Origin of the sequence: Streptomyces sp. cmx-4-9, assembly GCF_046548835.1 — a bacterium.
Lineage (GTDB): Bacteria > Actinomycetota > Actinomycetes > Streptomycetales > Streptomycetaceae > Streptomyces.
This window is the reverse complement of the sequence record NZ_JAEBEE010000011.1, coordinates 256,754-278,763: the sequence shown is the minus strand read 5'-3', so window position 1 is coordinate 278,763 and position 22,010 is coordinate 256,754. Positions and strand designations below refer to the sequence as shown.

15 protein-coding genes are annotated in these 22,010 nt (G+C 72.8%); 4 read left to right on the top strand and 11 right to left on the bottom strand.

The genetic code is table 11. The features are described 5' to 3' along the window. Positions 1-11 precede the first annotated feature (11 nt). The 6 genes from ACLJTM_RS31455 to ACLJTM_RS31430 form a co-directional block, all read right to left on the bottom strand. Positions 12-1,256: a YncE family protein gene (locus ACLJTM_RS31455; protein ID WP_411107177.1), complete on the bottom strand. Its 1,245-nt coding sequence runs from the start codon at positions 1,254-1,256 to the stop codon at positions 12-14. Between the two features lie 139 nt (positions 1,257-1,395). Further along, the gene (locus ACLJTM_RS31450) at positions 1,396-2,547 is read right to left on the bottom strand and encodes an XdhC family protein (protein ID WP_411107176.1); all 1,152 of its coding nucleotides are present in this window, start codon (positions 2,545-2,547) and stop codon (positions 1,396-1,398) included. Positions 2,548-2,629: 82 nt separating this feature from the next. Next, positions 2,630-4,093 carry an NCS2 family permease gene (locus ACLJTM_RS31445; RefSeq protein WP_411107175.1) on the bottom strand — a complete coding sequence of 488 codons (1,464 nt, stop codon included), beginning with the start codon at positions 4,091-4,093 and terminating at the stop codon, positions 2,630-2,632. 318 nt (positions 4,094-4,411) lie between these two features. Then, on the bottom strand, positions 4,412-6,814 hold the full coding sequence (locus tag ACLJTM_RS31440) for a xanthine dehydrogenase family protein molybdopterin-binding subunit (RefSeq protein ID WP_411107174.1): 2,403 nt from the start codon (positions 6,812-6,814) through the stop codon (positions 4,412-4,414). A gap of 2 nt (positions 6,815-6,816) precedes the next feature. Beyond that, a complete protein-coding gene (locus ACLJTM_RS31435) occupies positions 6,817-7,425 on the bottom strand; it encodes a (2Fe-2S)-binding protein (protein ID WP_411107173.1) in 609 nt (202 codons plus the stop codon). Between the two features lie 2 nt (positions 7,426-7,427). After that, entirely contained in the window at positions 7,428-8,321 is an 894-nt protein-coding gene (locus ACLJTM_RS31430) for an FAD binding domain-containing protein (RefSeq protein ID WP_411107172.1), read from the bottom strand. A 254-nt stretch (positions 8,322-8,575) separates the two neighbouring features. On the opposite strand from ACLJTM_RS31430, the gene ACLJTM_RS31425 reads away from it, so the two are divergent. Both ACLJTM_RS31425 and ACLJTM_RS31420 read left to right on the top strand, forming a co-directional pair. Beyond that, positions 8,576-10,255: a PucR family transcriptional regulator gene (locus ACLJTM_RS31425; RefSeq protein WP_411107171.1), complete on the top strand. Its 1,680-nt coding sequence runs from the start codon at positions 8,576-8,578 to the stop codon at positions 10,253-10,255. A gap of 180 nt (positions 10,256-10,435) precedes the next feature. Beyond that, on the top strand, positions 10,436-11,206 hold the full coding sequence (locus tag ACLJTM_RS31420) for a hypothetical protein (RefSeq protein WP_411107227.1): 771 nt from the start codon (positions 10,436-10,438) through the stop codon (positions 11,204-11,206). 107 nt (positions 11,207-11,313) lie between these two features. On the opposite strand, the gene ACLJTM_RS31415 is transcribed toward ACLJTM_RS31420, so the two are convergent. Beyond that, complete coding sequence (locus tag ACLJTM_RS31415; RefSeq protein WP_411107170.1) at positions 11,314-11,979, bottom strand: GntR family transcriptional regulator; 666 nt, start codon at positions 11,977-11,979, stop codon at positions 11,314-11,316. Between the two features lie 110 nt (positions 11,980-12,089). Between ACLJTM_RS31415 and ACLJTM_RS31410 the strand changes: the two genes are divergently transcribed. Both ACLJTM_RS31410 and ACLJTM_RS31405 read left to right on the top strand, forming a co-directional pair. Then, positions 12,090-12,962, top strand: coding sequence for a (2Fe-2S)-binding protein (locus ACLJTM_RS31410; protein ID WP_411107169.1), 873 nt, complete (start codon positions 12,090-12,092; stop codon positions 12,960-12,962). Positions 12,963-13,153: 191 nt separating this feature from the next. Further along, a complete protein-coding gene (locus tag ACLJTM_RS31405; RefSeq protein WP_411107168.1) occupies positions 13,154-14,221 on the top strand; it encodes a DUF2637 domain-containing protein in 1,068 nt (355 codons plus the stop codon). Positions 14,222-14,252: 31 nt separating this feature from the next. Here the strand turns inward: ACLJTM_RS31405 and ACLJTM_RS31400 are convergent, their stop codons facing one another. The 4 genes from ACLJTM_RS31400 to ACLJTM_RS31385 all read right to left on the bottom strand — a co-directional run bounded on the left by ACLJTM_RS31400 (position 14,253) and on the right by ACLJTM_RS31385 (position 21,994). Further along, entirely contained in the window at positions 14,253-14,624 is a 372-nt protein-coding gene (locus tag ACLJTM_RS31400; RefSeq protein ID WP_411107226.1) for an ATP-binding protein, read from the bottom strand. Between the two features lie 196 nt (positions 14,625-14,820). Continuing rightward, positions 14,821-16,563, bottom strand: coding sequence for a pyruvate dehydrogenase (locus tag ACLJTM_RS31395; RefSeq protein ID WP_411107167.1), 1,743 nt, complete (start codon positions 16,561-16,563; stop codon positions 14,821-14,823). 88 nt (positions 16,564-16,651) lie between these two features. Further along, a complete protein-coding gene (locus ACLJTM_RS31390) occupies positions 16,652-18,127 on the bottom strand; it encodes a protein phosphatase 2C domain-containing protein (protein ID WP_411107165.1) in 1,476 nt (491 codons plus the stop codon). A 102-nt stretch (positions 18,128-18,229) separates the two neighbouring features. Then, positions 18,230-21,994 (bottom strand): S8 family peptidase, encoded by a 3,765-nt coding sequence (locus ACLJTM_RS31385; RefSeq protein ID WP_411107164.1) that lies wholly within the window; start codon positions 21,992-21,994, stop codon positions 18,230-18,232. Positions 21,995-22,010 lie beyond the last annotated feature (16 nt).

Genomic DNA, 22,010 nt, shown 5'->3' with positions numbered 1-22,010 from the left:
CGGCTCCGGACTCAGGATCGCGTCCCGCTCCCGGTCCAGTTCGCCGGGACGCGGCCGAGGCGGACCCGCTGGGGGTGGTCGCCCACGGGAACCGAGACCCGTGCGGTGCCGGTGGCGAAGTCGATGGCGGTGACCCGGTCGGCTCCGCTCTCGGAGATCACGCAGGCCGTCCCGTCACCGTTCACGGTCGCCCAGTACGGCTTGACCGCGGGCACGAGGGGCCCCTCGCTGAGCGTGGCACGGTCGACGACCGTGGCGTAGTCGTCCATCGTGCCCGCCACGCACAGTCTGCTGCCGTCCGGGCTCATGGACATGCCGTGGTGGCGGGAGTCGTTGACCCACGTGGTGCGGTCGGAGCTGGTGGCCGGGTTCGCGGGGAGGGTCTTGATGCGGGTGATCCGGTCGGTGGCCACGTCGTACTCCAGGAAGCCGTTGAAGAACGACACCTGGAAGTACAGCGTGGAATCGTCGGGGCTGAAGGACACCGGGCGCACCGCGTCGGACAGGTCGGGGCGGCCGAAGGCGTCGAGGCGCTGGCGCATGTCGATCACCCGTACCGTGCGGAAGGTCCGGGCGTCGACCACGGTGATCTTCCGGTCGCCCTTCGTCCAGTCCAGCCAGGGCGCGTCCAGGGCGGTGTTCACCTCGCCGATCGAGCTGTTCCACAGGAGCGCGCCGTCCCGGCTGAAGGTGTTCTCGTGCGGTTTGTCGCCGGTCGGGAAGGAGCCGAGCTGCCGGCCGTCGGCGATGTCCAGGACGTGCACCGTGTTCGCGGTCGAGGCCGAGACCGCGACGCGCTTGCCGTCCGGGGAGACGGCCATGTGGTCGGAACGGTAACCGGCGACGGGGAAGCGCCAGTTGATGCGGCCGGAGGCGAGGTCGATGGAGACGACATCGGCGAAGCTGGGCCGGGAGACCACGACCGCGGAGCCGTCCGGAGTGGTGAACATGTCGTCCACGAACTGGTCGTGGCCCTCACCGGCGGACTCGCGGATGCCCAGGAAGTAGGCCAGCTTGACGGGGTTGAGGTGGATCTCCCACAGGCGTTCCGCCTTGTCCGGGATCACATTGACCCGGCCTACGCGGGCGAGGTCCCCGGTGGAGGCGAGGACGTCGGCGGTCCCCTCCCAGTTGTTCCCGACGAACAGCACCTCGCGCAGGCCTTCGCCGGGGGCGGGGGCTGCGGCGGCCGGCACGGCTGCGGCGAGCAGGGCGGCCGCGGCGAGCACGCCGAGTGTGCGGAGGGTACGTGACATCCGTTCAACTCCGTTGTGGGGAAGGGATGGAGAGACTGCCTCCTGTTACCGGCCGGTAAAATAGGCGGAACGCCGCAAGGGCGCAACCCCTGCGGGGGCGCGCCCTTGGTCACGTGCCGCGGTCAGCGGACGGTGTTCTTCATGCGACGGAGCCGATCCGGCCGACCACCGCGTTAGAGACGTCGGGGTGGATCGGGGTGTGCGCGCCGGTGAGGGCCACGCCGCTCCCGCCGCGGCGGTTGGCCACGATCTCGGCGGCGATGGACAGCGCGGTCTCCTCCGGGGAGCGGGCGCCGAGGTCCAGGCCGATCGGGGAGCGCAGGCGGGCCAGTTCGAGCTCGGTCACGCCGACCTCGCGGAGCCGCTTGTTGCGGTCCTCGTGGGTGCGGCGGGAGCCCATGGCGCCGACGTAGGCGACGGGCAGCTTCAGCGCCGTCTCCAGGAGCGGCACGTCGAACTTGGCGTCGTGGGTGAGGACGCACAGGACGGTCCGGCCGTCGACCTCCGTGTCCTGGAGGTAGCGGTGCGGCCAGTCGACGACGATCTCGTCCGCCTCGGGGAAACGGTTCTTCGTCGCGAACACGGGCCGCGCGTCGCACACGGTCACCCGGTAGCCGAGGAATTTGCCGATCCGCACCAGGGCGGACGCGAAGTCGATGGCGCCGAAGACGATCATCCGCGGGGGCGGGACGCTGGACTCGACGAGCACCTTCAGCGGCTCTCCGCAGAGCCGCCCGTCGGCGCCGATCTCCAGCACGCCGGTCCTGCCCGCGTCGAGCATGGCGCGGGCCTCTTCGGCGACGGCGCGGTCCAGCTCGGGGTGTCCGCCGAAGCCGCCCTCGTACGGGCCCCCGGTACGGACGAGCACCGCGCGGCCCATCAGCTCGGCCGGGCCCTCGGCGATCCGGGCCACCGCGGCGGCCTCGCCGCCGGCGGCGGCGGCCAGGGCGGCCGTGAACACCTCCCGTACGGGAGAGTCCACCGGGACCGGGGTCACCAGGATGTCGATGATGCCGCCGCAGGTCAGGCCCACGGCGAAGGCGTCGTCGTCGCTGTAGCCGAAGCGCTCCCGGACGGTTTCGCCGTCCTCCAGCGCCTGCTGGCACAGCTCGTACACCGCACCCTCCACGCATCCGCCGGAGACCGAGCCGATGGCGGTTCCCTCACTGTCGACGGCGAGGGCCGCTCCGGGCTGCCGGGGCGCGCTCCCGCCGACCGCCACGACCGTGGCGACGGCGAAGTCACGTCCCTGCTCGACCCACCGGTTCAGTTCTTCGGCGATGTCCAGCATGGGGGCCTCCTCGGAGAGGTTCGGTGTCCAGTATCGGATACGTGGAGAATGCGGTACTTCGTACGGGTCAGGTCGGTCCGGGTCAGCCGACCCCGAGCCAGCCCTCGATCGGGTGGAGCGCGAAGAACACCAGGAAGATGCCGGTCAGCGCCCACATGAAGCCGCCGATCTCCCGGGCCTTGCCCTGAGCGACCTTGATGGCGACGTAGGAGATGACGCCCGCGGCGACACCTGCGGTGATCGAGTAGGTGAACGGCATGATCACGACCGTCAGGAAGACCGGGATGGCGGTCGCGCTGTCGGCCCAGTCCACGTGGCGGGCGTTCTGCATCATCATCGCGCCGATGACGACCAGGGCCGCGGAGGCGACCTCACCCGGGACGATCTGCGTGATCGGGGTGAAGAAGAGGCAGGCGGCGAAGAACAGGCCGGTGACCACGGAGGCGAGGCCCGTGCGGGCGCCCTCGCCGACACCGGTCGCGGACTCCACGAACACGGTCTGGCCGGAGCCGCCCGCGACGCCGCCGATGGCGCCACCGGCGCCGTCGATGAAGAGCGCCTTCGACAGACCCGGCATACGGCCCTTGTCGTCGGCCAGCTTGGCCTCGGTGCCGACACCGATGATGGTCGCCATGGCGTCGAAGAAGCCGGCCAGCACCAGGGTGAAGACGATCATGCCGACCGTCATGTAGCCGACGTCGCCCCAGCCGCCGAAGGAGACATCGCCGAAGAGGGAGAAGTTCGGCATCGAGATCGCCGAGCCGTCGAGCTCCGGCGGACCGTTCTTCCAGGCCTTGGGGTCGATGTCGACGATGGCGTTGAGGATCGCGGCCAGCACGGTGCCGCCGACGATGCCGATCAGGATCGCGCCGGGCACCTTGCGGGCCTGGAGCATGAAGATGGCGATCAGGGTGAGGGCGAAGAGCAGCACGGGCCAGCCGGACAGCTCACCGACCGCACCGAGCTGGACGGGGGGACCGAACTCCGGACCCTTGCCCACGAAGCCGGCCTTGAAGAAGCCGATGAGGGCCACGAAGAGGCCGATGCCCATGGTGATGGCGTGCTTGAGCGCGAGGGGGATCGCGTTCATGATCATCTCGCGGAGGCCGGTGACGACCAGGAGACAGATCACGACGCCGTACACCACGCACATGCCCATGGCCTGCGGCCAGGTCATCTGCGGGGCGACCTGCGAGGCGAGCACGCCGGACACGGAGAGGCCGGCGGCGAGGGCGAGCGGCACCTTGCCGACGAAGCCCATGAGCAGTGTGGTGACGGCCGCGGCGAAGGCGGTGGCGGTGATGATCGCCGATCCGTCCATCACGGTGCCCGCGACGTCCTTGCCCGACAGCAGCAGGGGGTTGAGCAGGAGGATGTACGCCATGGCCATGAAGGTCGTGATACCGCCACGCACTTCGTTGCCGACGTTGGATCCTCTGTGGGTTATGTGAAAGTACCGGTCGAGCCAAGAGCGGCCCGCGGGGGTGAGAGAGCCGTCGCCGGCCTCTTCCGCGGTGGTCTTGGGCTCCACAGACGACTGGGTCATGGTGCCTAACTCCCAAGGTTCAAAGGGGCACCCGCGTGGGGATTGGAGATTGCGGGATTTGGGTTGCGTTGGCTGCACGACCCGGGGTGACGGCCCGAGGCGACGCGAGATGTGCACTGCGTGTACTGCGGGTACTGCGGGGGTTACCGCTTGGTACTCTGGCGGGTTTTTGCAGGGGTACTGCCGTGAAGCGGACCGCGAGCGGTGCGGTACTCCGTGTACTCCGGGCGGTGCCTGCGAAGTGTGACGTTCCCATGTCGCACCGCCCGGAGAGTCCGTGGGGGTCCGGGGGCCTCGCGGCCCCCGGACCACGCCGTCCTAGAGGGTGCCGGTGAGGGCTTCCGGACGGATCGGCGTCTTGGTGATGTCCAGACCGGTCGCCTGGCGGATCGCCGCGATGACCGCCGGGGTGGACGAGAGGGTCGGGGCCTCGCCCATTCCGCGCAGGCCGTACGGCGCCTTCGGGTCGGCGAGCTCCAGGACGTCGACCGGGATGGTCGGGGTGTCGAGGATGGTCGGGATCAGGTAGTCCGTGAAGGAGGGGTTGCGCACCTTCGCGGTCTTCGGGTCCACGATGATCTCTTCCATGATCGCGACGCCGAGGCCCTGGGTGGTGCCACCCTGGATCTGGCCGACCACGGAGAGCATGTTCAGCGCCTTGCCGACGTCCTGGGCGGTCGCCAGCTCGACGACCTTGACCAGGCCCAGCTCGGTGTCCACCTCGACCACCGCGCGGTGCGCGGCGAAGGTGTACTGGACGTGGCCGTTGCCCTGGCCGGTGACCAGGTCGAAGGGGACGGTCGGGTGGTGGCGGTACTCGAGTTCGAGGTCGATGGCCTCGTCCTCGAGGATGTCGGCGATGTCCGCGAGGACCTCGCCGCCGTCGGTGACGACCTTCCCGCCTTCGAGCAGCAGCTCGGCCGTGGCCCAGGCCGGGTGGTACGAGCCGTTCTTGCGGCGGCCGATCTCCAGCAGGGCCTCGCGGACCGCCTCACAGGTGTTCTTCACCGCGCCGCCGGTCATGTACGTCTGCCGCGAGGCGGACGTGGAACCGGCGGAGCCGACCTGGGTGTCGGCCGGGTGGATGGTCACCTGCGTGACGCCCAGCTCCGTGCGGGCGATCTGCGCGTGGACGGTGATGCCGCCCTGGCCGACCTCCGCCATGGCCGTGTGGACCATCGCGACGGCCTCGCCGTTGATGACCTCGAGCCGCACGCGGGCGGTCGAGTAGTCGTCGAAGCCCTCGGAGAAGCCGACGTTCTTGATGCCGACCGCGTAGCCGACGCCCCGGACGACGCCTTCGCCGTGCGTGGTGTTGGACAGGCCGCCGGGCAGCGCGCGGACGTCCGCGCCCTCGCCGGCCGACTCCCACTGGCGCTCGGGCGGCAGCGGGCGGGCCTTGACCCGGCGCAGCAGCTCGGCGACGGGCGCCGGGGCGTCCACGACCTGGCCGGTCGGCATGACCGTACCCATCTCCATGGCGTTGAGCTGGCGGAACTCGACCGGGTCCATGCCCAGCTTCGCCGCGAGCTTGTCCATCTGGGCCTCGTACGCGAAGCAGGCCTGGACGGCGCCGAAGCCGCGCATCGCGCCGCAGGGCGGGTTGTTCGTGTAGAGCGCGATCGCCTCGATGTCCACGTCCTCCAGGACGTAGGGACCCACCGAGAGGGAGGAGGCGTTGCCCACGACCGCCGGGGAGGCCGACGCGTACGCGCCGCCGTCCAGGACGATCTTGCACTTCATGTGCGTGAGCTTGCCGTCCTTGGTGGCGCCGTGCTCGTAGTAGAGCTTCGCCGGGTGGCGGTGCACGTGGCCGAAGAAGGACTCGAACCGGTTGTAGACGATCTTGACCGGCTTGTTGGTGGCCAGCGCCAGGAGGCACGCGTGGATCTGCATCGAGATGTCCTCGCGGCCGCCGAAGGCACCGCCGACGCCCGAGAGCGTCATGCGGACCTTCTCCGGCGGGAGGCCCAGGACCGGGGCGATCTGCTGGAGGTCCGAGTGCAGCCACTGGGTGGCCACGTACAGCTCGACGCCGCCGTCCTCGGAGGGCACGGCCAGGCCGGACTCCGGGCCGAGGAAGGCCTGGTCCTGCATGCCGAAGGTGTACTCGCCCTCGACGATCACATCGGCGCGCTTGCGGGCCTCTTCCACGTTGCCGCGGATGATCGGCTGGCGGTGCACGATGTTCGGGTGCGGGACGTGGCCGATGTGGTGGTCGTCGCGGTTCTCGTGGATCAGCGGCGCGCCCTCGGCGAGGGCGGAGGCCTCGTCCGTGACGAGCGGCAGCTCCCGGTAGTCGATCTTGATCTTGGCGGCCGCGCGGCGCGCGGTCTCCGGGTGGTCGGCCGCGATCAGGGCGACCGGTTCGCCGTGGTGGCGCACCCGGCCGTTGGCGAGCACCGGGGTGTCCTGGATCTCCAGGCCGTAGTTCTTCATCTCGGCCGGCAGGTCGTCGTACGTCAGCACCGAGTAGACGCCGGGCATGGCCAGCGCCTCGGAGATGTCGATGGAGACGATCTCGGCGTGGGCGACGGTGCTGCGCAGGGTCTGGCCCCACAGCATGTCCTCGTGCCACATGTCCGAGGAGTACGCGAACTCGCCGGTGACCTTGAGGGTGCCGTCCGGGCGGAGCGTGGACTCGCCGATGCCGCCCTTGGTGTGCTTCTGGCTGACGTTCGTCGGGGCGCCGGCGGGCACGGTGCGGGTGTTCTGAGCCATGGTCAGACCGCCTCTGACTGACGGGCGGCCGCGAGGCGGACCGCGTCGAGGATCTTCTCGTAGCCCGTGCAGCGGCACAGGTTGCCGGAGAGGGACTCGCGGATGTCCTGGTCGGACGGGGAGGGGTTCTCCTCCAGCAGGGCGTCGGCCTGGACCAGGAGGCCCGGGGTGCAGAAACCGCACTGGACGGCGCCGGCGTCGATGAACGCCTGCTGGATGGTGGACAGCTCGACGCCCTCGCCGGTCTGCGAGTCGCCCGGCTTGGCCTGCCACTGCTTGGCCGCGTCCAGGGAGACGCCGCCCTTGCTGCCGCAGCCGCCGCCGGTGCCGCAGGCACCGCCGTGGCCGTGCTCCTCGCGCTGCTTGGCGAACTCCGCCAGGCCCTCGACGGTCACGACGTCGCGACCCTCGACCTGGCCGGCGGCCACCAGACACGAACAGACCGGCACGCCGTCGAGGCGGACGGTGCAGGAACCGCACTCGCCCTGCTCGCAGGCGTTCTTCGAACCCGGCAGGCCCATGCGCTCGCGCAGGACGTACAGGAGGGACTCGCCCTCCCAGACGTCGTCCGCTTCCTGCTGACGGCCGTTGACAGTGAAATTGACGCGCATGATTACGCAGCCCCTTCAAGCGAGCGGCCGGTGGTGCCGCGGTACTGCTCCCAGGTCCAGACGAGCTGGCGGCGAGCCATGATGCCAACCGCGTGACGGCGGTACTTCGCCGTGCCGCGGACGTCGTCGATCGGGTTGGCCGCGCCGGAGGCGAGGTCACCGAACTGCTTGGCGATCGACGGGGTGATGACCTTGCCGGACTCCCAGAAGCCGCCCTCCTCGAGCGCGGCGTTCAGGAACTCCTCCGCGGCCTTGGCCCGGATCGGGGTCGGCGCGGCCGAACCGATTCCGGTGCGCACGGAGCGGGTCTGCGGGTGCAGCGCCAGGCCGAACGCGCAGACCGCGATGACCATCGCGTTGCGGGAGCCGACCTTGGAGTACTGCTGGGGTCCGTCCGCCTTCTTGACGTGGACGGTCTTGATGAGCTCGTCGGCGGCGAGCGCGTTGCGCTTGACGCCGGTGTAGAACTCGTCGATCGGGATCAGGCGGGAGCCGCGTACGGACTCCACCTCGACCTCGGCGCCCGCTGCGAGCAGCGCCGGGTGCGAGTCGCCCGCCGGGGAGGCGCAACCGAGGTTGCCGCCGACACCGCCGCGGTTGCGGATCTGGGGGGACGCGACCGTGTGCGAGGCGAGCGCGAGACCCGGCAGTTCCGTGCGGAGGTTCTCCATGATCTGCGTGTACGGGACGGAGGCGCCCAGACGGACCACGTCCTCGCCGACCTCCCACTCCCGCAGGAGACCGATGCGGTTCAGGTCCAGGAGGTACTCCGGCCGGCGGTGGTCGAAGTTGATCTCGACCATCACGTCGGTGCCACCCGCAATCGGCACAGCTGTGGGGAACTCGGCCTTAGCGGCGAGCGCCTCCTCCCAGCTGGCGGGGCGAAGGAAGTCCATGAGCGGCTCTCTTCTTCTTCATCGTGTCGTTCACTTCAAGCCAGGAGGCCCAACGGCCCTCGACTGGTCGTTCACGTGCTGTTAACGCGGTGTGGAGTCAGTACACAAGCCGCGCGTCCCCCGGGTGCAGTCACCGAAACCATGAAGGAGTTGGCTGGCGGCCTCCCTCGTCTTGTAGATTCGTATGAAAGGCAGGATGCGACGACCTGCCCGATTTCCAACGGCAACATTCGAGACAGATCGGCGGCGACACCATGCGGCTGCGCGCACTGCTGGAAACCGAGGCGCTGGGGCTGCGGCTGCTCGGCGGCGAGGAAGAACTCGACCGGACGGTCCGCGGGGTCATGACGACCGACCTGCGCGATCCCAGCCGGTACCTGTCCGGGGGCGAGCTCGTCCTCACCGGGCTGGCCTGGCGTAGGAATTCGGCCGACTCCGAGCCGTTCGTACGAATCCTGGCGGGCGCGGGCGTGGCGGGGCTGGCCGCGGGCGAGGCGGAGCTGGGCGACATCCCCGACGACCTGGTCTCGGCCTGCGTGCGCAACCGGCTGCCGTTGTTCGCCGTGAACGAAGACGTTGCATTCGCCACGATCACCGAGTACGTCGTGCGCCAGGTGTCCGGTGAGCGGGCAGGCGATCTCGCGGCCGTCGTGGACCGCCACCGCCGCCTCATGACCTCGGGTCCCGCGGGCGGTGGCCCCGACGTCGTGCTGGATCTGCTCACCACCGACCTCGATCTCCGGGCCTGGGTGCTCTCCCCCACGGGCCGGCAGATCGCCGGGGCGGGCGAGCCGCTGGCTCCGGGCGTGTGCGCGGCCCTGGCGAGCGAACACCTCGCGGCGGTCCGGACCGGCCGCAGGGGCCCGCACCGGATCTCCATTCAGGGTATTACCTACTCGCTCTTCCCGATCAGGGGACACGGCCGCGGCGCGGCCGGGACCGTGGCCCGGGACGTGCGCGAGACGGTCCTCTCCGACTGGCTGCTGGCCGTCGAGGCCGACGCGGGCGACTGGCCCGCCGAGCGCCTGGACCTGCTCCAGGGCGTCACCCAGCTGATCGCCGTGGAGCGCGACCGGCGCGATGCGGCCCGCACGGTGCGGCGCCGCCTGGCGCAGGAGGTGCTGGAGCTGGTCCAGACGGGTGCGCCGCCCGCCGAGATCGCCGCCCGTCTGCGGGTGGCCGCCCCGGTGCTGCTGCCCGGGCTGGGCACCGCGCCGCACTGGCAGGTCGTGGTGGCCCGGGTGGACTGGGACAACGGCGACATCGCCGGCGGCCCGGTGGCCCAGTCCCTGCTGGAGGAGATCCTCGTCGACCCGTCGGTCTCCGGGCCCGAGCCCTCGGACCGGATCGCGGTGGCCCATGCGGGTGACGAGGCCATCGCCCTGGTACCGCTGCCCGCGCTCTCCGGGGAAGCCGGGGAGGACAAGGGACCGGATTCGGCCCTGCACGCCGACGTGCTGCTGGCGGGCGTACGGGACCCCCTGGCGGCCGGTCTGGCGGACGACGGCCGGCTGACCCTGGGCGTCAGCGCGGCCGTGCACTCCGCGGAGGGGCTGCGGGGGGCGCTGGAGGAGGCCCGGCACGCCCGCCGGGTCGCCGCGGCCCGCCCGGGCCGGGTCTGCGCCGCCGGCCACCACGAGCTGGCCTCGCACGTGCTGCTGCTGCCGTTCGTGCCGGACGACGTGCGGCGCGCCTTCACCGCCCGGCTGCTGGACCCGTTGCGGGACTACGACCGCCGCCACCGGGCGGAGCTCATCCCGACACTGGAGGCCTTCCTCGACTGCGACGGGTCGTGGACCCGCTGCGCGACCCGCCTGCACCTGCACGTCAACACGCTGCGCTACCGGGTGGGGCGAATCGAGCAGTTGACGGGCCGGGACCTGTCCCGGCTGGAGGACAAGCTCGACTTCTTCCTCGCACTGCGGATGAGCTGAGCAGATCCGCCCCCCGGCCGCACGGGCGGGACCGGGGGCCGCTGATGATCCGTCCGGACTTTGTGAAAGAGTTCACCCGACCCCTTGGCCGGAGCCGCCGATCCGTGCTCTCATTTCGCCCCAGGGCCCAATGATGTGCGGCTTGGTTGCTTTGGGGAGGGCAATGTGGCGGACACCGCCATGTCCGGTGCCGGATCTACCGGGGGAGACGACCCCCTCCAGCGGGCGATATGGCGGCTGCGTTCGCGTGGCTGTTGGACCGACGCCGCGGCGCTGCTGACGCCGCATGTGCACGACGCCGGAGCGGCCGTGCAGCGGACCGCGCTGCTGGTCGAGCGGTGTCTGTTCACCGGGCAGGGCTGGTCCGAGGCCGAGGACGCGCTGCGGACCGCCGAGGCGGTCGCCCGGAACGACGACGACCGGGGCGCAGCCGCGTGCGAGCGGGGTCAGCTGGCCTACGCCGCCACCGTGCTCGGGGTCCGCGACCGGGCGGACGAGGCCCGTTCGGCGCTGGGCCGGGCGGCCGCCCTGCTGTCACCGGGCTCCCGGACCCGGCCGCTGCTGGACTTCCGCCGGGGCCTGGTCGCCGAGCACCTGGCGGACGCCCCGCAGTCGGCGCGTCCGGCGTACCGCCGGGCCCATGCGGGCGCGGTGGAGCACGGGGACACCCTGCTGCTGTCGTTCACCTGGCGGCACCTGGCGGCGCTGGCCCTGCGGGACGGCGAAGTGGCGGAGGCCCGCAAGGGCTTCACGGAGTCCCTGCGCATCCGCGAGGAGCTGGGCTTCCTGGTCGGCACGGCGCCCGCACTGGCCGCCCTGGCCGAGGCGGAGCCCGAACCGGAGGCCGCCCGCCTGCGGGCGGAGGCTCGCCGCCTGTTCCACCTGCTGGGCGGCATCCCGACCTGGCTCGCCGACCAGCTCCAGGCTCCGGCCCCGTCGCCCGTCGCGTAGGCGCCCGTCGCCGTCGGATCGCGCCGGGCCCCGCCCGCCCGGTACGGCGCCTCGGCGCGTTGCCGGGCTCCCGCCCGGGGAGTCCCGGCGCGGGTCTGCGGCAGGGGTCAGCGGGCGGCGCCCGCGTAGTGGACCCGGAGCAGGGACTCCACCGCCGGCAGGTCCCGGGCGGCGAGGGCCGCCAGCAGCGCCGAGTGCTGCGCCGCATCGGCTACCAGTTCGGCCTGCCGGACCCGTGCCGCGCCCGGCAGGGGCCACTGCGCGCGGCGGTGGAGCTGCTCGGCCACCTCGACCAGCTGCCCGTTGTCCGCGAGCGCCAGCACCTCGCGGTGGAAGGCCCGGTCCGCCTCCAGGTACGCCGCGAGGTCCCCCGCCGCGGCCGCGTCGTGAGCCGCGGCGGCCGCGGGGCGCAGCGCCTCCCAGGCCTGCGCGGGCAGTGCGGCGGCCAGCCGCAGCAGGACGGGCACCTCCAACAGGGCGCGGACCTCGGCCAGCTCCGCTCGCTCCCGCGGGGTGCGGGCCAGCACCCGGAAGCCCCGGTTGGGCAGGCACTCCACGGCCCCCTCCAGCGCCAGCTGCTGCATGGCCTCCCGGACGGGCGTGGCCGAGACCCCGAAGCGCTCCCCCAGCGCGGGCCCCGAGTGGATCTCCCCGGGGGCGAGCTCGCCCTCCAGCAGGGCCGTGCGCAGGGCGTCCAGGACCTGTCCGCGCACCGAATGGCGCAACACCTTCCGCCGCTGTCCCGGCAGGGGGGCTCGGGCCGTGTCGTGCACGCGGTACTCCTCCGGGGTGCGGGTCTCGGGCTGCCCCGAGGATACGGCCTCACGGAGATCGGGTAAGGTAAGGCTTACCTGTTAACGATCGTGGATTCGGTGGTCCTCGCATGACCGTCACTCTCGTGCCCCCCGCCCTGGACGTCCCCTCCGCCCCGGCCGGCTCTCCGGTGGCGGAGGCTTACGCCCGCCTGGCGCAGGCGTACGGAGGACTGCAGGTCGTCGAGCTCGCCGCGCACGACCCGGCCCCTCGCGGTGCGGGGTGGGTCGGCGCGGACGAACTCGCCGGGGGCGGGCCCGCCCTCGACGCCTTCCTCGCCTGGGACGAGGCCCAGGTGCTGAGGGACTACGGCACGCAGGGCCGCCCCGATGTGATCGCGGGTTTCGGCCTGCACCGGTACGCATGGCCGGCCTGCCTGCTGATCACCGTCCCGTGGCTGCTGCTGAGGCGGGTCCCCCGGCTCCCCGTCACCCAGGTGGCCCACCACCGGACCCTCGGCCGCATGGCGGTGCGCGTCGAGGAATTCGCCTGCCTGCCGGACGACCCGGCGGCCGACCTGCCCGGGGCCCGGGTGGTGCCGGACGAGGAGGCGCTGCGGGCGGAGGTGCGGGTCGCGCTGGCCGGGCACCTCACGCCCGTGCTGGAGGGGTTCGGCCCGCGGATGCGGCGCGGCCGGCGCGCCCTGTGGGGCATGGTCACCGACGACGTGGTCGAGGGGCTCTGGTACATCGGGCAGCTGCTCGGCGACGAGCGGGGCGCCATGGCCGAACTGGAGGCCTTGCTGCCCGGGTCCACGGCGCCCTTCACGGGGGGCGCGGGCTTCCGCGCCCTGACCGCCCCCGACGGCTCCGAACTGCCCACCCGGGACCGGGCCAGCTGCTGCTTCTTCTACACGATCCGGCCGGAGGAGACCTGCGGCACCTGCCCCCGGACCTGCGACGCGGACCGCATCGCCCGCCTCACGGGGGCCGCCACCGGCTGAACCCACCCGGTCGGGTGACCACAGTCGAACACAACTCGGCTCGTACGGGCGCCAGTTCGAGAGACAACACCCTATCCGGCGGGCCCCGCCCCCCGTTGGCGTCCACTTGCACCGAAACCCGCGTGCACGGCGGACCGGCTGCGCCACTATGGCGCCCGGAACGCCGCATTCGCGAGGCAAGGGACATCCGCATGAGACTGACCGACATATCGCTGGACTGGCTGCTGCCCGGCAGCCTGCTGATCCTGGGCGTGCTTGCGGCAGTTGCAGTGCTGGCCCGGGGCAAGCGCGAGAGCGAGAAGGCCGCCGCCGAGGACAGCTGGGAACGCAGCGAGGAGCGGCGGCGCCGCAAGGAGGCCGTCTACGGGACGGCCTCGTACGTCCTGCTCTTCTGCTGCGCGGCGGTCGCCGCCGCCCTCTCCTTCCACGGCCTGGTCGGCTTCGGCCGGCAAAACTTGAACCTCTCCGGGGGCTGGGAGTACCTCGTCCCCTTCGGGCTCGACGGCGCCGCCATGTTCTGCTCGGTGCTCGCCGTCCGTGAGGCGAGCCACGGCGACGCGGCCCTCGGCTCCCGCATGCTGGTCTGGCTGTTCGCCGGTGCGGCCGCCTGGTTCAACTGGGTGCACGCGCCGCGGGGCCTCGGCCACGACGGGGCGCCGCAGTTCTTCGCGGGGATGTCGCTCTCGGCCGCCGTCCTCTTCGACCGGGCCCTCAAGCAGACCCGCCGGGCGGCACTGCGCGAGCAGGGCCTGATCCCGCGTCCGCTGCCCCAGATCCGGATGGTCCGCTGGCTGCGGGCGCCCCGGGAGACCTTCGGCGCGTGGTCGCTCATGCTGCTGGAGGGGGTGCGCACCCTCGACGAGGCCGTGGACGAGGTACGCGAGGACAAGAAGGAGAAGGAGAACGACCGGCACCGCCGGCGCGAGCAGCACCGTCTGGACCGCGCCCACATCAAGGCACTGGGCCGGCAGAACCGGGCGTTCGGGCGGGCTCGTGCCCGCGAGGGCGACATGCCGGGGCTGGCCCCCGGTTCGGGCTCCGCGCCGGTCGGCGCGGAGCCGGCCATAGCGGAACCGGGACTTCTGCCACCCCTGCGCCGCCGGCCCTCCCTGCAGGCCGTCAGCGGGACCGAATCCGCTGACCCGGCCGTCACCGGCCCCCGGACGGTGGACCTCACCGCCGAGGACGACACCCAGACCATCCCCCGGCTCGACTCCCTGGAGCGCAAACTGAAGGACCTGGAGCAGCAGTTCGGCTGAACCGGCCGACCGGCCGCGCAGGGCCCGCCGTTCAGGCGGGCCCGCCGTCCAGTTCGAACCACACCACTTTCCCGCTGCCCAGGGGCGGTGCGTCCACGCCCCAGGCGTCGGCGAGCGCCTGCACCAGCATGAGGCCCCGGCCGTGCGTACCGTCGTCGGCGGTCGGTACGTACGGCCGGGGCCTGCATGCGGAACGGTCCCGGACCTCCACCCGGAGCCGGGTGGCGGCCAGGCTCGCGGACACCTCTGCACCCCGGTCGGTGTGCACGAGGGCGTTGGTGACCAGTTCGGTGATCAGCAGTTCCGCCACCGCGGCGGTGTCCCCGTCGCAGCGGTGGCGGCCCAGCAACTCCCGTAACGCCCTGCGTACGTCGGCGACCGCGGTGAGATCGGAGCGGCGCACGCTCCGGGTGATCCGCGCCGTGCCCGCCACCGCCCCGTCCTCGCCCGTCGACGGTTCCCGCGGTACGGGCCTGCCCCTCTTCCACAGCTTCCCGGTCTGCGCCCCCACCCGCACGGCGATGCCCTCCCCCGTGTCATTGCACTCGAACAGCTCTACGGGATGCTTGCCCCTTGAGCCGTTCCGCACTCCTTCGGACTCAGGGGCGCGGGACGTTGCGCAGGTTGGATCGAGCCATCTGGACCATGCGGCCCACTCCCCCGTCCAGCACGATCTTGCTGGCGGACAGGGCGAATCCGGTCACCATCTCCGCGCTGATCCTCGGCGGAATGGACAGGGCGTTGGGGTCCGTCACCACGTCCACGAGAGCGGGTCCCGGGTGCCGGAACGCATCCTTCAATGCCGCAGTGAGCTGCTTGGGCTTCTCGACGCGGACACCGTAGGCGCCCGCCGCGCGGGCGATCGCCGCGAAGTCGGGATTCCGGTTCGTGGTCCCGTACGAGGGGAGGCCGGAAACCAACATCTCCAACTCGACCATTCCGAGCGAGGAGTTGTTGAAGAGGACCACTTTGACGGGGAGGTCGTACTGCACCAGGGTGAGGAAATCTCCCATCAGCATCGAGAAGCCGCCGTCACCGGACATCGACACCACTTGACGTCCCCGGTCGGTGAACTGTGCGCCGATGGCCTGCGGCAGGGCGTTCGCCATGGAGCCGTGGCTGAAGGAGCCGATGATGCGGCGCTTGCCGTTCGGCGAAAGATAGCGCGCGGCCCAGACATTGCACATGCCGGTGTCGACGGTGAACACGGCGTCCTCGTCGGCGAGTTCGTCGAGCACGGCCGCCACGTACTCGGGGTGGAGGGGCGTGTGCTTCTCCACCTTGCGCGTGTAGGCCTTCACCACCCCCTCCAGGGCGTCGGCGTGCTTCTTCAGCATCCGGTCCAGGAACCGCCGGTCCGTCTTGGCCTTCACCCGGGCGTTCAGGGCGCGCAGGGTCTCCCGTACGTCGCCCCAGACGGCGAGGTCCAGCTTCGAGCGGCGGCCCAGGTGCTCGGGGCGGATGTCCACCTGGACGATCTTCACGTCGTCGGGGAGGAAGGCGTTGTAGGGGAAGTCCGTGCCGAGCAGGACGAGCAGGTCGCACTCGTGGGTGGCCTCGTAGGCCGCTCCGTAGCCGAGCAGGCCGCTCATGCCGACGTCGTACGGATTGTCGTACTGGATCCATTCCTTGCCGCGCAGTGCGTGCCCGACGGGCGCTTTGACCCGGCCGGCGAACTCCATCACTTCGGCGTGGGCTCCGGCGGTGCCGCTGCCGCAGAACAGGGTGACCTTGTCCGCCTCGTCGACGAGGCGGACCAGCTTCTCGATCTCGCTCTCGCCCGGGCGCACCGAGGGCCGGGTGGTGACCAGGGCGTGCTCCACCGTCTTGTCCGGGGCGGGCTGGGCCGCGATGTCCCCCGGCAGCGCGACCACGCCGACCCCGCTGCGGCCGACGGCGTGCTGGATGGCGCTCTGCAGCACCCGCGGCATCTGCCGCGGGTTGGAGATCAGTTCGCTGTAGTGGCTGCACTCGGTGAACAGCCGGTCGGGGTGCGTCTCCTGGAAGTAGCCCAGGCCGATCTCCGAGGAGGGGATCTGCGAGGCGAGCGCGAGGACCGGGGCCATCGAGCGGTGGGCGTCGTACAACCCGTTGATCAGGTGCAGGTTCCCCGGTCCGCAGGAGCCGGCGCAGGCCGCGAGGCGGCCGGTGACCTGTGCCTCGGCGCCGGCCGCGAACGCGGCCGTCTCCTCGTGGCGGACCTGGATCCAGTCGATGCCGTCCGTCCGGCGGATCGCGTCCACGACGGGGTTGAGGCTGTCGCCGACGACTCCGTACATCCGGCGCACACCGGCGCGCACAAGGATGTCGACGAACTGCTCCGCCACGTTCTGCTTGGCCATGGGGGGTGCGCCCTTCCCGGTCTCCGTCCGGTGCCTGCCGGCCGGTCCTGCGCTGTGTGTGCCTCCCATCCAGCCACGTCCGCGCCGGTTACGCCTCCCAGACGGCGGCGGCCGTGCGGTCGTCGGCATACCCCTTGAGGCGCAGCTGGGTGTCGGCGAGGAAGGCCGCGAGGCCCGGCGGCTCCGGCTCGGACCAGCGCGCCGCGAGTGCCGCGGGCAGGCCGGCCTCCTCCCGCATCGGCTCGGCCAGGCCGCCGGAGCACAGCAGCAGGGCGTCCCCGGGCCGGGCCACCGAGGCCCGGAAGCGGAACTCCGCCCCCGCGTCGCCGGCCGGTCCGGGCGGTGCTGCGGCAGGTTGCGGCTCCAGGTCCTGCCACTGGCCCGACCGGAGGCGGAACAGGCCGCCGGCGCCCGTGCCGAAGCTCACCCGGGTCCGGCAGCGGGGGTCCACCGGCAGCAGCAGCCCGCGCAGCCCCGCGGTGTACGCCTCCTGCGGCAGCCCCAGCTCGGCGGCGCGGGCGCGCAGCCGTCCGTAGCCGCGGTCGGTGAGCCGCTGGAGCCCGGAGCGCAGGGCGTCGCGGCGCCCGGCCCTGATGTCCTCGGCGAGCCGCTCCCGGCTGCGGCCGACGGCGGCGGCGACCGTGCGGCACACCTCGGCGGCCCCGGGGGCGGCCCGGTCCCCGCCGGCCAGGACGACGAGGACGAGGGCTTCGTCCCCGGCGCCGAAGCGGGCGGTGAGCAGGAAGTCCCGGCGGGCCTCGCCGCGGAAGCGGGCGGAGTCCCCGCGCAGGGAGGCGGCGCGCAGGGTGTAGGTGCCGTAGCGGGCCCCCTCCAGGACCGTGTCGGGGACCAGGCCGTCGAGCGCGGCGGGATCGGCGGGCGGCAGCGCGCCGGGTTCGGCCGCGTAGGTGGGGGCGCGGTCGCCGAGGTGCTGCACCCGGTGCCGGTCTGTCGGGGCGGCGGGCGGGGGCGGCGGGGCCGGTACGGGCGGCGCCCCGGCCGGAGCCTCCTCCTGCGGCGCGCGCCCCCGCGGAGCGGACGGTCGCGGCGCAGGCACCGGCGGCACGTCGACGCCCCCGAGCGCATACCCGGTGGCCCCGCCCGCCCGCGGATCCCGCGGCGGTGGCAGCGCCCCCTGCTGCTCCGGGGCCGCGGGCGACCGCACGGGCGGGGGCGGCGGTACGGGCGGGGGCGGTGAAACCGGCGGGGGCGCGGCGGGAGGCGCGCCCGGAGCAACGGCCGGAGCAACGGCCGGGGCCGGCGGCAGCGGAGGGGGCGGCGGTACGGGCGCGGGCGCCGGCGCCGGGGCCACCCGGGGCTCGGGCGGCAGGGAGCGGCGGGGGGACGGGAGCAGGGCGTCCTGCGGGGGGTGCTCCCCGGCGGGTGGTCCGGGCGGGGCCCCGGGCGGGGCGCCCGGTGCCCCGGGCGGGTCCTGTGCCTGCGTCACCAGGACGGCCGCCGAGCGGAACCGGTGGTCCAGGGTGTCCCCCGGATCCGCCTCCGGTCCCGCGTCCGGGTCCTCGTACAGCTTCTGCCACCAGTCGTCCGCGCCCTGCTGACTCATGCCCTCATTGTCGGCCTCCGGCAGGGCCGGAAAACGCGGAACACGCGAAAAGGGCCCACCGGGCCGCCGCCCGGTGGACCCTTTCCGCTCTACCCGGACGGTCTAGCGGACGTCGTACGCCCGCGCGACCGTCTGGGTGACCTTGGCGCCGTTCGCATCGGTCAGTTCGACCTTCAGCGTGACCGGCTTGCCGGACATCCCGGCGTGGTCGACGACGGCACTCCACGCGCCGCCGTTCCGGCTGACCTTCGCCTGCGTCCAGTGCTCGCCGTCGTAGGAGTACGACAGCTTCGCCGACGCGAGCACCCCGGGCGTGTAGCCCGCGTGCCCGGTGGCCGCGAGCCCGATGACCTGCCCGTCGGCGGCGGCCACCGTCTTCAGGCCGTCCAGCGGGGCGGTGTACCTCGGGAAGAGGAGCGGCAGTCCCTGGGAGTACACGGCGGCGTCCTGCTTCGAGGTGAAGCCCCAGGTCGTACGGACCCCGGTGGAGCGCTGCCAGGTACGGGCCGGCGGCCCGATCTTCTCGGTGGTCTGGGTGAGTTCGTACCGCCCCTCGGCGGCCGGGACCTCGAAGACCCCGAACGGGTAGGGGCTCTCGCCGACGAGCTCGCCGTCCCGCTCCAGTACCACGTTGCCGATGTCGCCGAAGGAGCCCGGCTGCGCGAAGTGGCTGCTGTCGCCCCACATCGCGGCGGCGAAGCCGATCAGGTTGCCCTGCCGCTCGGCGGCCAGCTGCTCACGGCCCGCGCCGTCGCGCGGTGCGACCGGGCCGGTGACGCCGTCGTACCAGGCGGCCGTGGTCGTGCGGCCCTCGGCGTACGTGCGTTGCCCGCCCGTCATGAACTCGCCCCACGGGAAGCTGCTGGAGAGCATCTGGTCCCAGGCGGTGTCCCCGGCGGAGTAGAACTCGGTCCGCTTGCCGGGGGCGGCGACCGTCTCGACGGAGCCGAAGGCGACGGCGCTGCCGATGGGCCGGTACGCCCCGGCGAGGTCGACGAAGTCGGCGGCGACGCCCATGGAGTGGTAGGTGGCGTCCACCCGGCCGAGGCCGCGGTCGCGGACCCGGTAGGTGTGGCCCTTCTTGACCTCGCCGGTCTCGGGGAAGGCCAGGGAGTAGAGGTAGGGGCTCTTCGCGGTGCCCTTCCAGGTCAGCGACACGGGGCCGGCGGTGAGCCGGGCGAGCAGGGCCCTGCCCTCGTCCGCCGGGAGGGCGAGGACGGGTACGGGGGCCGCGGCGAAGCCGGTGCCGGCCACCCAGCGGCCGGGGGCGTCGCGGTGCGCGAGTACGGCGACCGCGCCGGCCGCCGCGGCGTCCCGGGCTGCCTCGTACAGCGCCCCGTCGGTGGTCTTGACCAGGGCGATCGCCCCCTTGGCGCCGGCCGCGGCCAGCTCCCCGGGGGTGCCCGTGCCCGCGTCGACCAGCGGTGCGCCGCCGGTCCCGTCGAGGTTGTCGCTGCCCGTGGACGAGGTCAGCGGGTGCAGCGCGGGGCCGCCGGCCACCTTCAGCTCGGACAGGACCGGCGCCCCGGCCCGCCAGTAGCTGCCGAACTCGAACGCGCCGTCACGGGCCCGGCCTTCGACCGAGGCGTAGTAGCCGCGGATGGTCCGGCCGCCCATGGCGGTGCCCGCGTGCAGCCAGACGTCGTCCCAGCTGCGGGCGAAGCCGAGGGTGGTGCTGCGGGCCTCGACCGGCCGGTCGGCCGCGATCTCCAGGCGGCCGGCCGTGCGGGCGTCCAGGACGACGGTCGTGTCCTTCCTCACCTCGACCTGGGGCCGGCCGAGGTAGGTGAGGGAGTCGATCAGCTCGGCGCCCGCCCCGGAGTCCGGGGTGCCGACGAACGCGGAGAGGAAGTAGGCGCCCGGCCGGACCCGGTAGACCTGGTCCACCGATCCCTCGTTGAAGCGGCGTTCGCCGGTGGCGTCGTCGGTGCCGATGACGTCCAGCGAGGAGGGGCCGGCGGCCGGCTTGCCCGCGCGGTCGACGAGTTTGACGCGCAGGGTCACCGTCTGCGGCTCGACGTACAGGGCGAACGGGGTGGAGACGCGCACGCCGTGCGCGGTGGCGACGACGCGGCCGGTGACATCGCCGTACTGGGAGCGCTCCAGCTTCGCGGCCGGGTCCAGGGCGAGCGGCACCCTGACGGTGGCGCCGGCCGGGACGGTCACCGTGCGCCGGCCCAGGCGGGCGATCGGACTGCGGACGGCGGAGCCGTCGTTCCCGGTGACCTTCTCGACGGCGAGGTCCAGGGTGACGGGGCCCGTGCCGGTGTTGGTGTACGGGACCTCGACGGTGGTGCGGTCGCTGCGGTCCTGCGGCCAGTTGTGGCTGCCGCCCTGCACGGCCGGGGCGCCGGTGACGGTGGCGTCGACGGCGGCCTTCACGTCGAGGCGGCCGGCGCCCGTCTCCCGGACGTCCCCGGGGACGCGGGTGTTCGCGGAGCCCACGAGGGCCGCCTTGATCTGCTGTCCACTCCAGTCGGGATGGCGCTGCTTGACGACGGCGGCGGCCCCCGCGACGTGCGGGGCGGCCATGGAGGTCCCCGACATGGACTGGTACGCGTAGACCCCGCGGCCGCCGGCCGCGGCGGCGGAGATCCCGACGCCGGGCGCGGCGATCTCGGGCTTCAGGGTGTGCCGGAGCCCGGCCGGGCCGCGGCTGGAGAAGGAGGCGGTGCTGTCGTCGCGGTCGACGGCGCCCACCGTCAGCACGTCGGCGGCGCAACCGGGAGAGGACACCGTGTTGTTGCCAGGACCGGAGTTGCCGGCGGCGACCACGAAGAGCGGCCCCTGCTGCGAGAGCCGTTCGGCGGCCGCGGCCAGCGGGTCGTCGCATGCGGTCCGGGTGGGGTCGCCGAGGCTCATGGAGACCACGTCGGCCTTGCTCTCCGCGGCCCACTCCATACCGGCGATGATCCACGAATCGAGGCCGTAGCCCTGGTCGTTCAGGACTTTGCCGCTGAGCAGTGCGGCGCCGGGCGCGACGCCCTTCTTCGCTCCGCCGCTCTCGGCCCCGGAACCGCCGACGGTGGAGATGGTGTGGGTGCCGTGGCCCTGCCGGTCCGCGTCGGTGTCCGAGTCGGTGAAGTTCTTCGACGCGGTGACGCGGCCCTTGAGGTCGGGGTGCTCCAGGTCGGTCCCGGTGTCCAGGACGGCGACCTTCGTGCCCGCGCCGTCGTATCCGGCGGCCCAGGCGGCGTGGGCGTTCACCTGCCTCGTGGAACGCTCCAGGTTCGCCTGGACCTTGCCGTCCAGCCACAGTTTCCTCAGGGCGCCGGAGGCGGAGCGGGCACGGGCGTCGGTACCGGTGACGTCGGCCCAGAAGGTGGCGGCCTGCTCCTTGTCGGCTGCGAGGGCCACCCCGCCGATGGAGTCCAGCACGAGGGAGCGTTCGGCTCCGCGCGGTGCGGGCGGGGCGCTGCGGGCCACGTTCACGGAGCCGTCGTAGACCGCGATCAGCGGGAGCTTCGCGGCGTGCGCGTCGTCGTAGCCCTGCCGGATGAGGCCGGTGACGTTGAAGAGCTCCTGGTCGACCCGGCCCGCGGCGAGCGCCTGGACGGCGCTCTCGGGGTAGACGTACAGGTCCTTGCCCGACTGGCGGGTCTGTACGAGCGGCTGCGAGCCGTCCTTGCGCGGCATGGCGGTGGCGGCGGTGCGGCCGGCCGCGTCCGTGGAGACCAGGATCCGGTCCCCCGTGACCAGGGTGACGGTGACGGGGGCGGCGGGCTGCCGTGCGGCGGCCCCGCTCCCGACGACGGGTCTGCCCTCCGGCCCTCCGGCACTCGGCTGCGCCGTGGACGGGCCCACGGCCGTGACGGCAAGGACGGCCGCGGTGGCCGCGCCGAGTGCCGTACGCGATATCGGGCGCATCGCTCTCCCCAGGTGA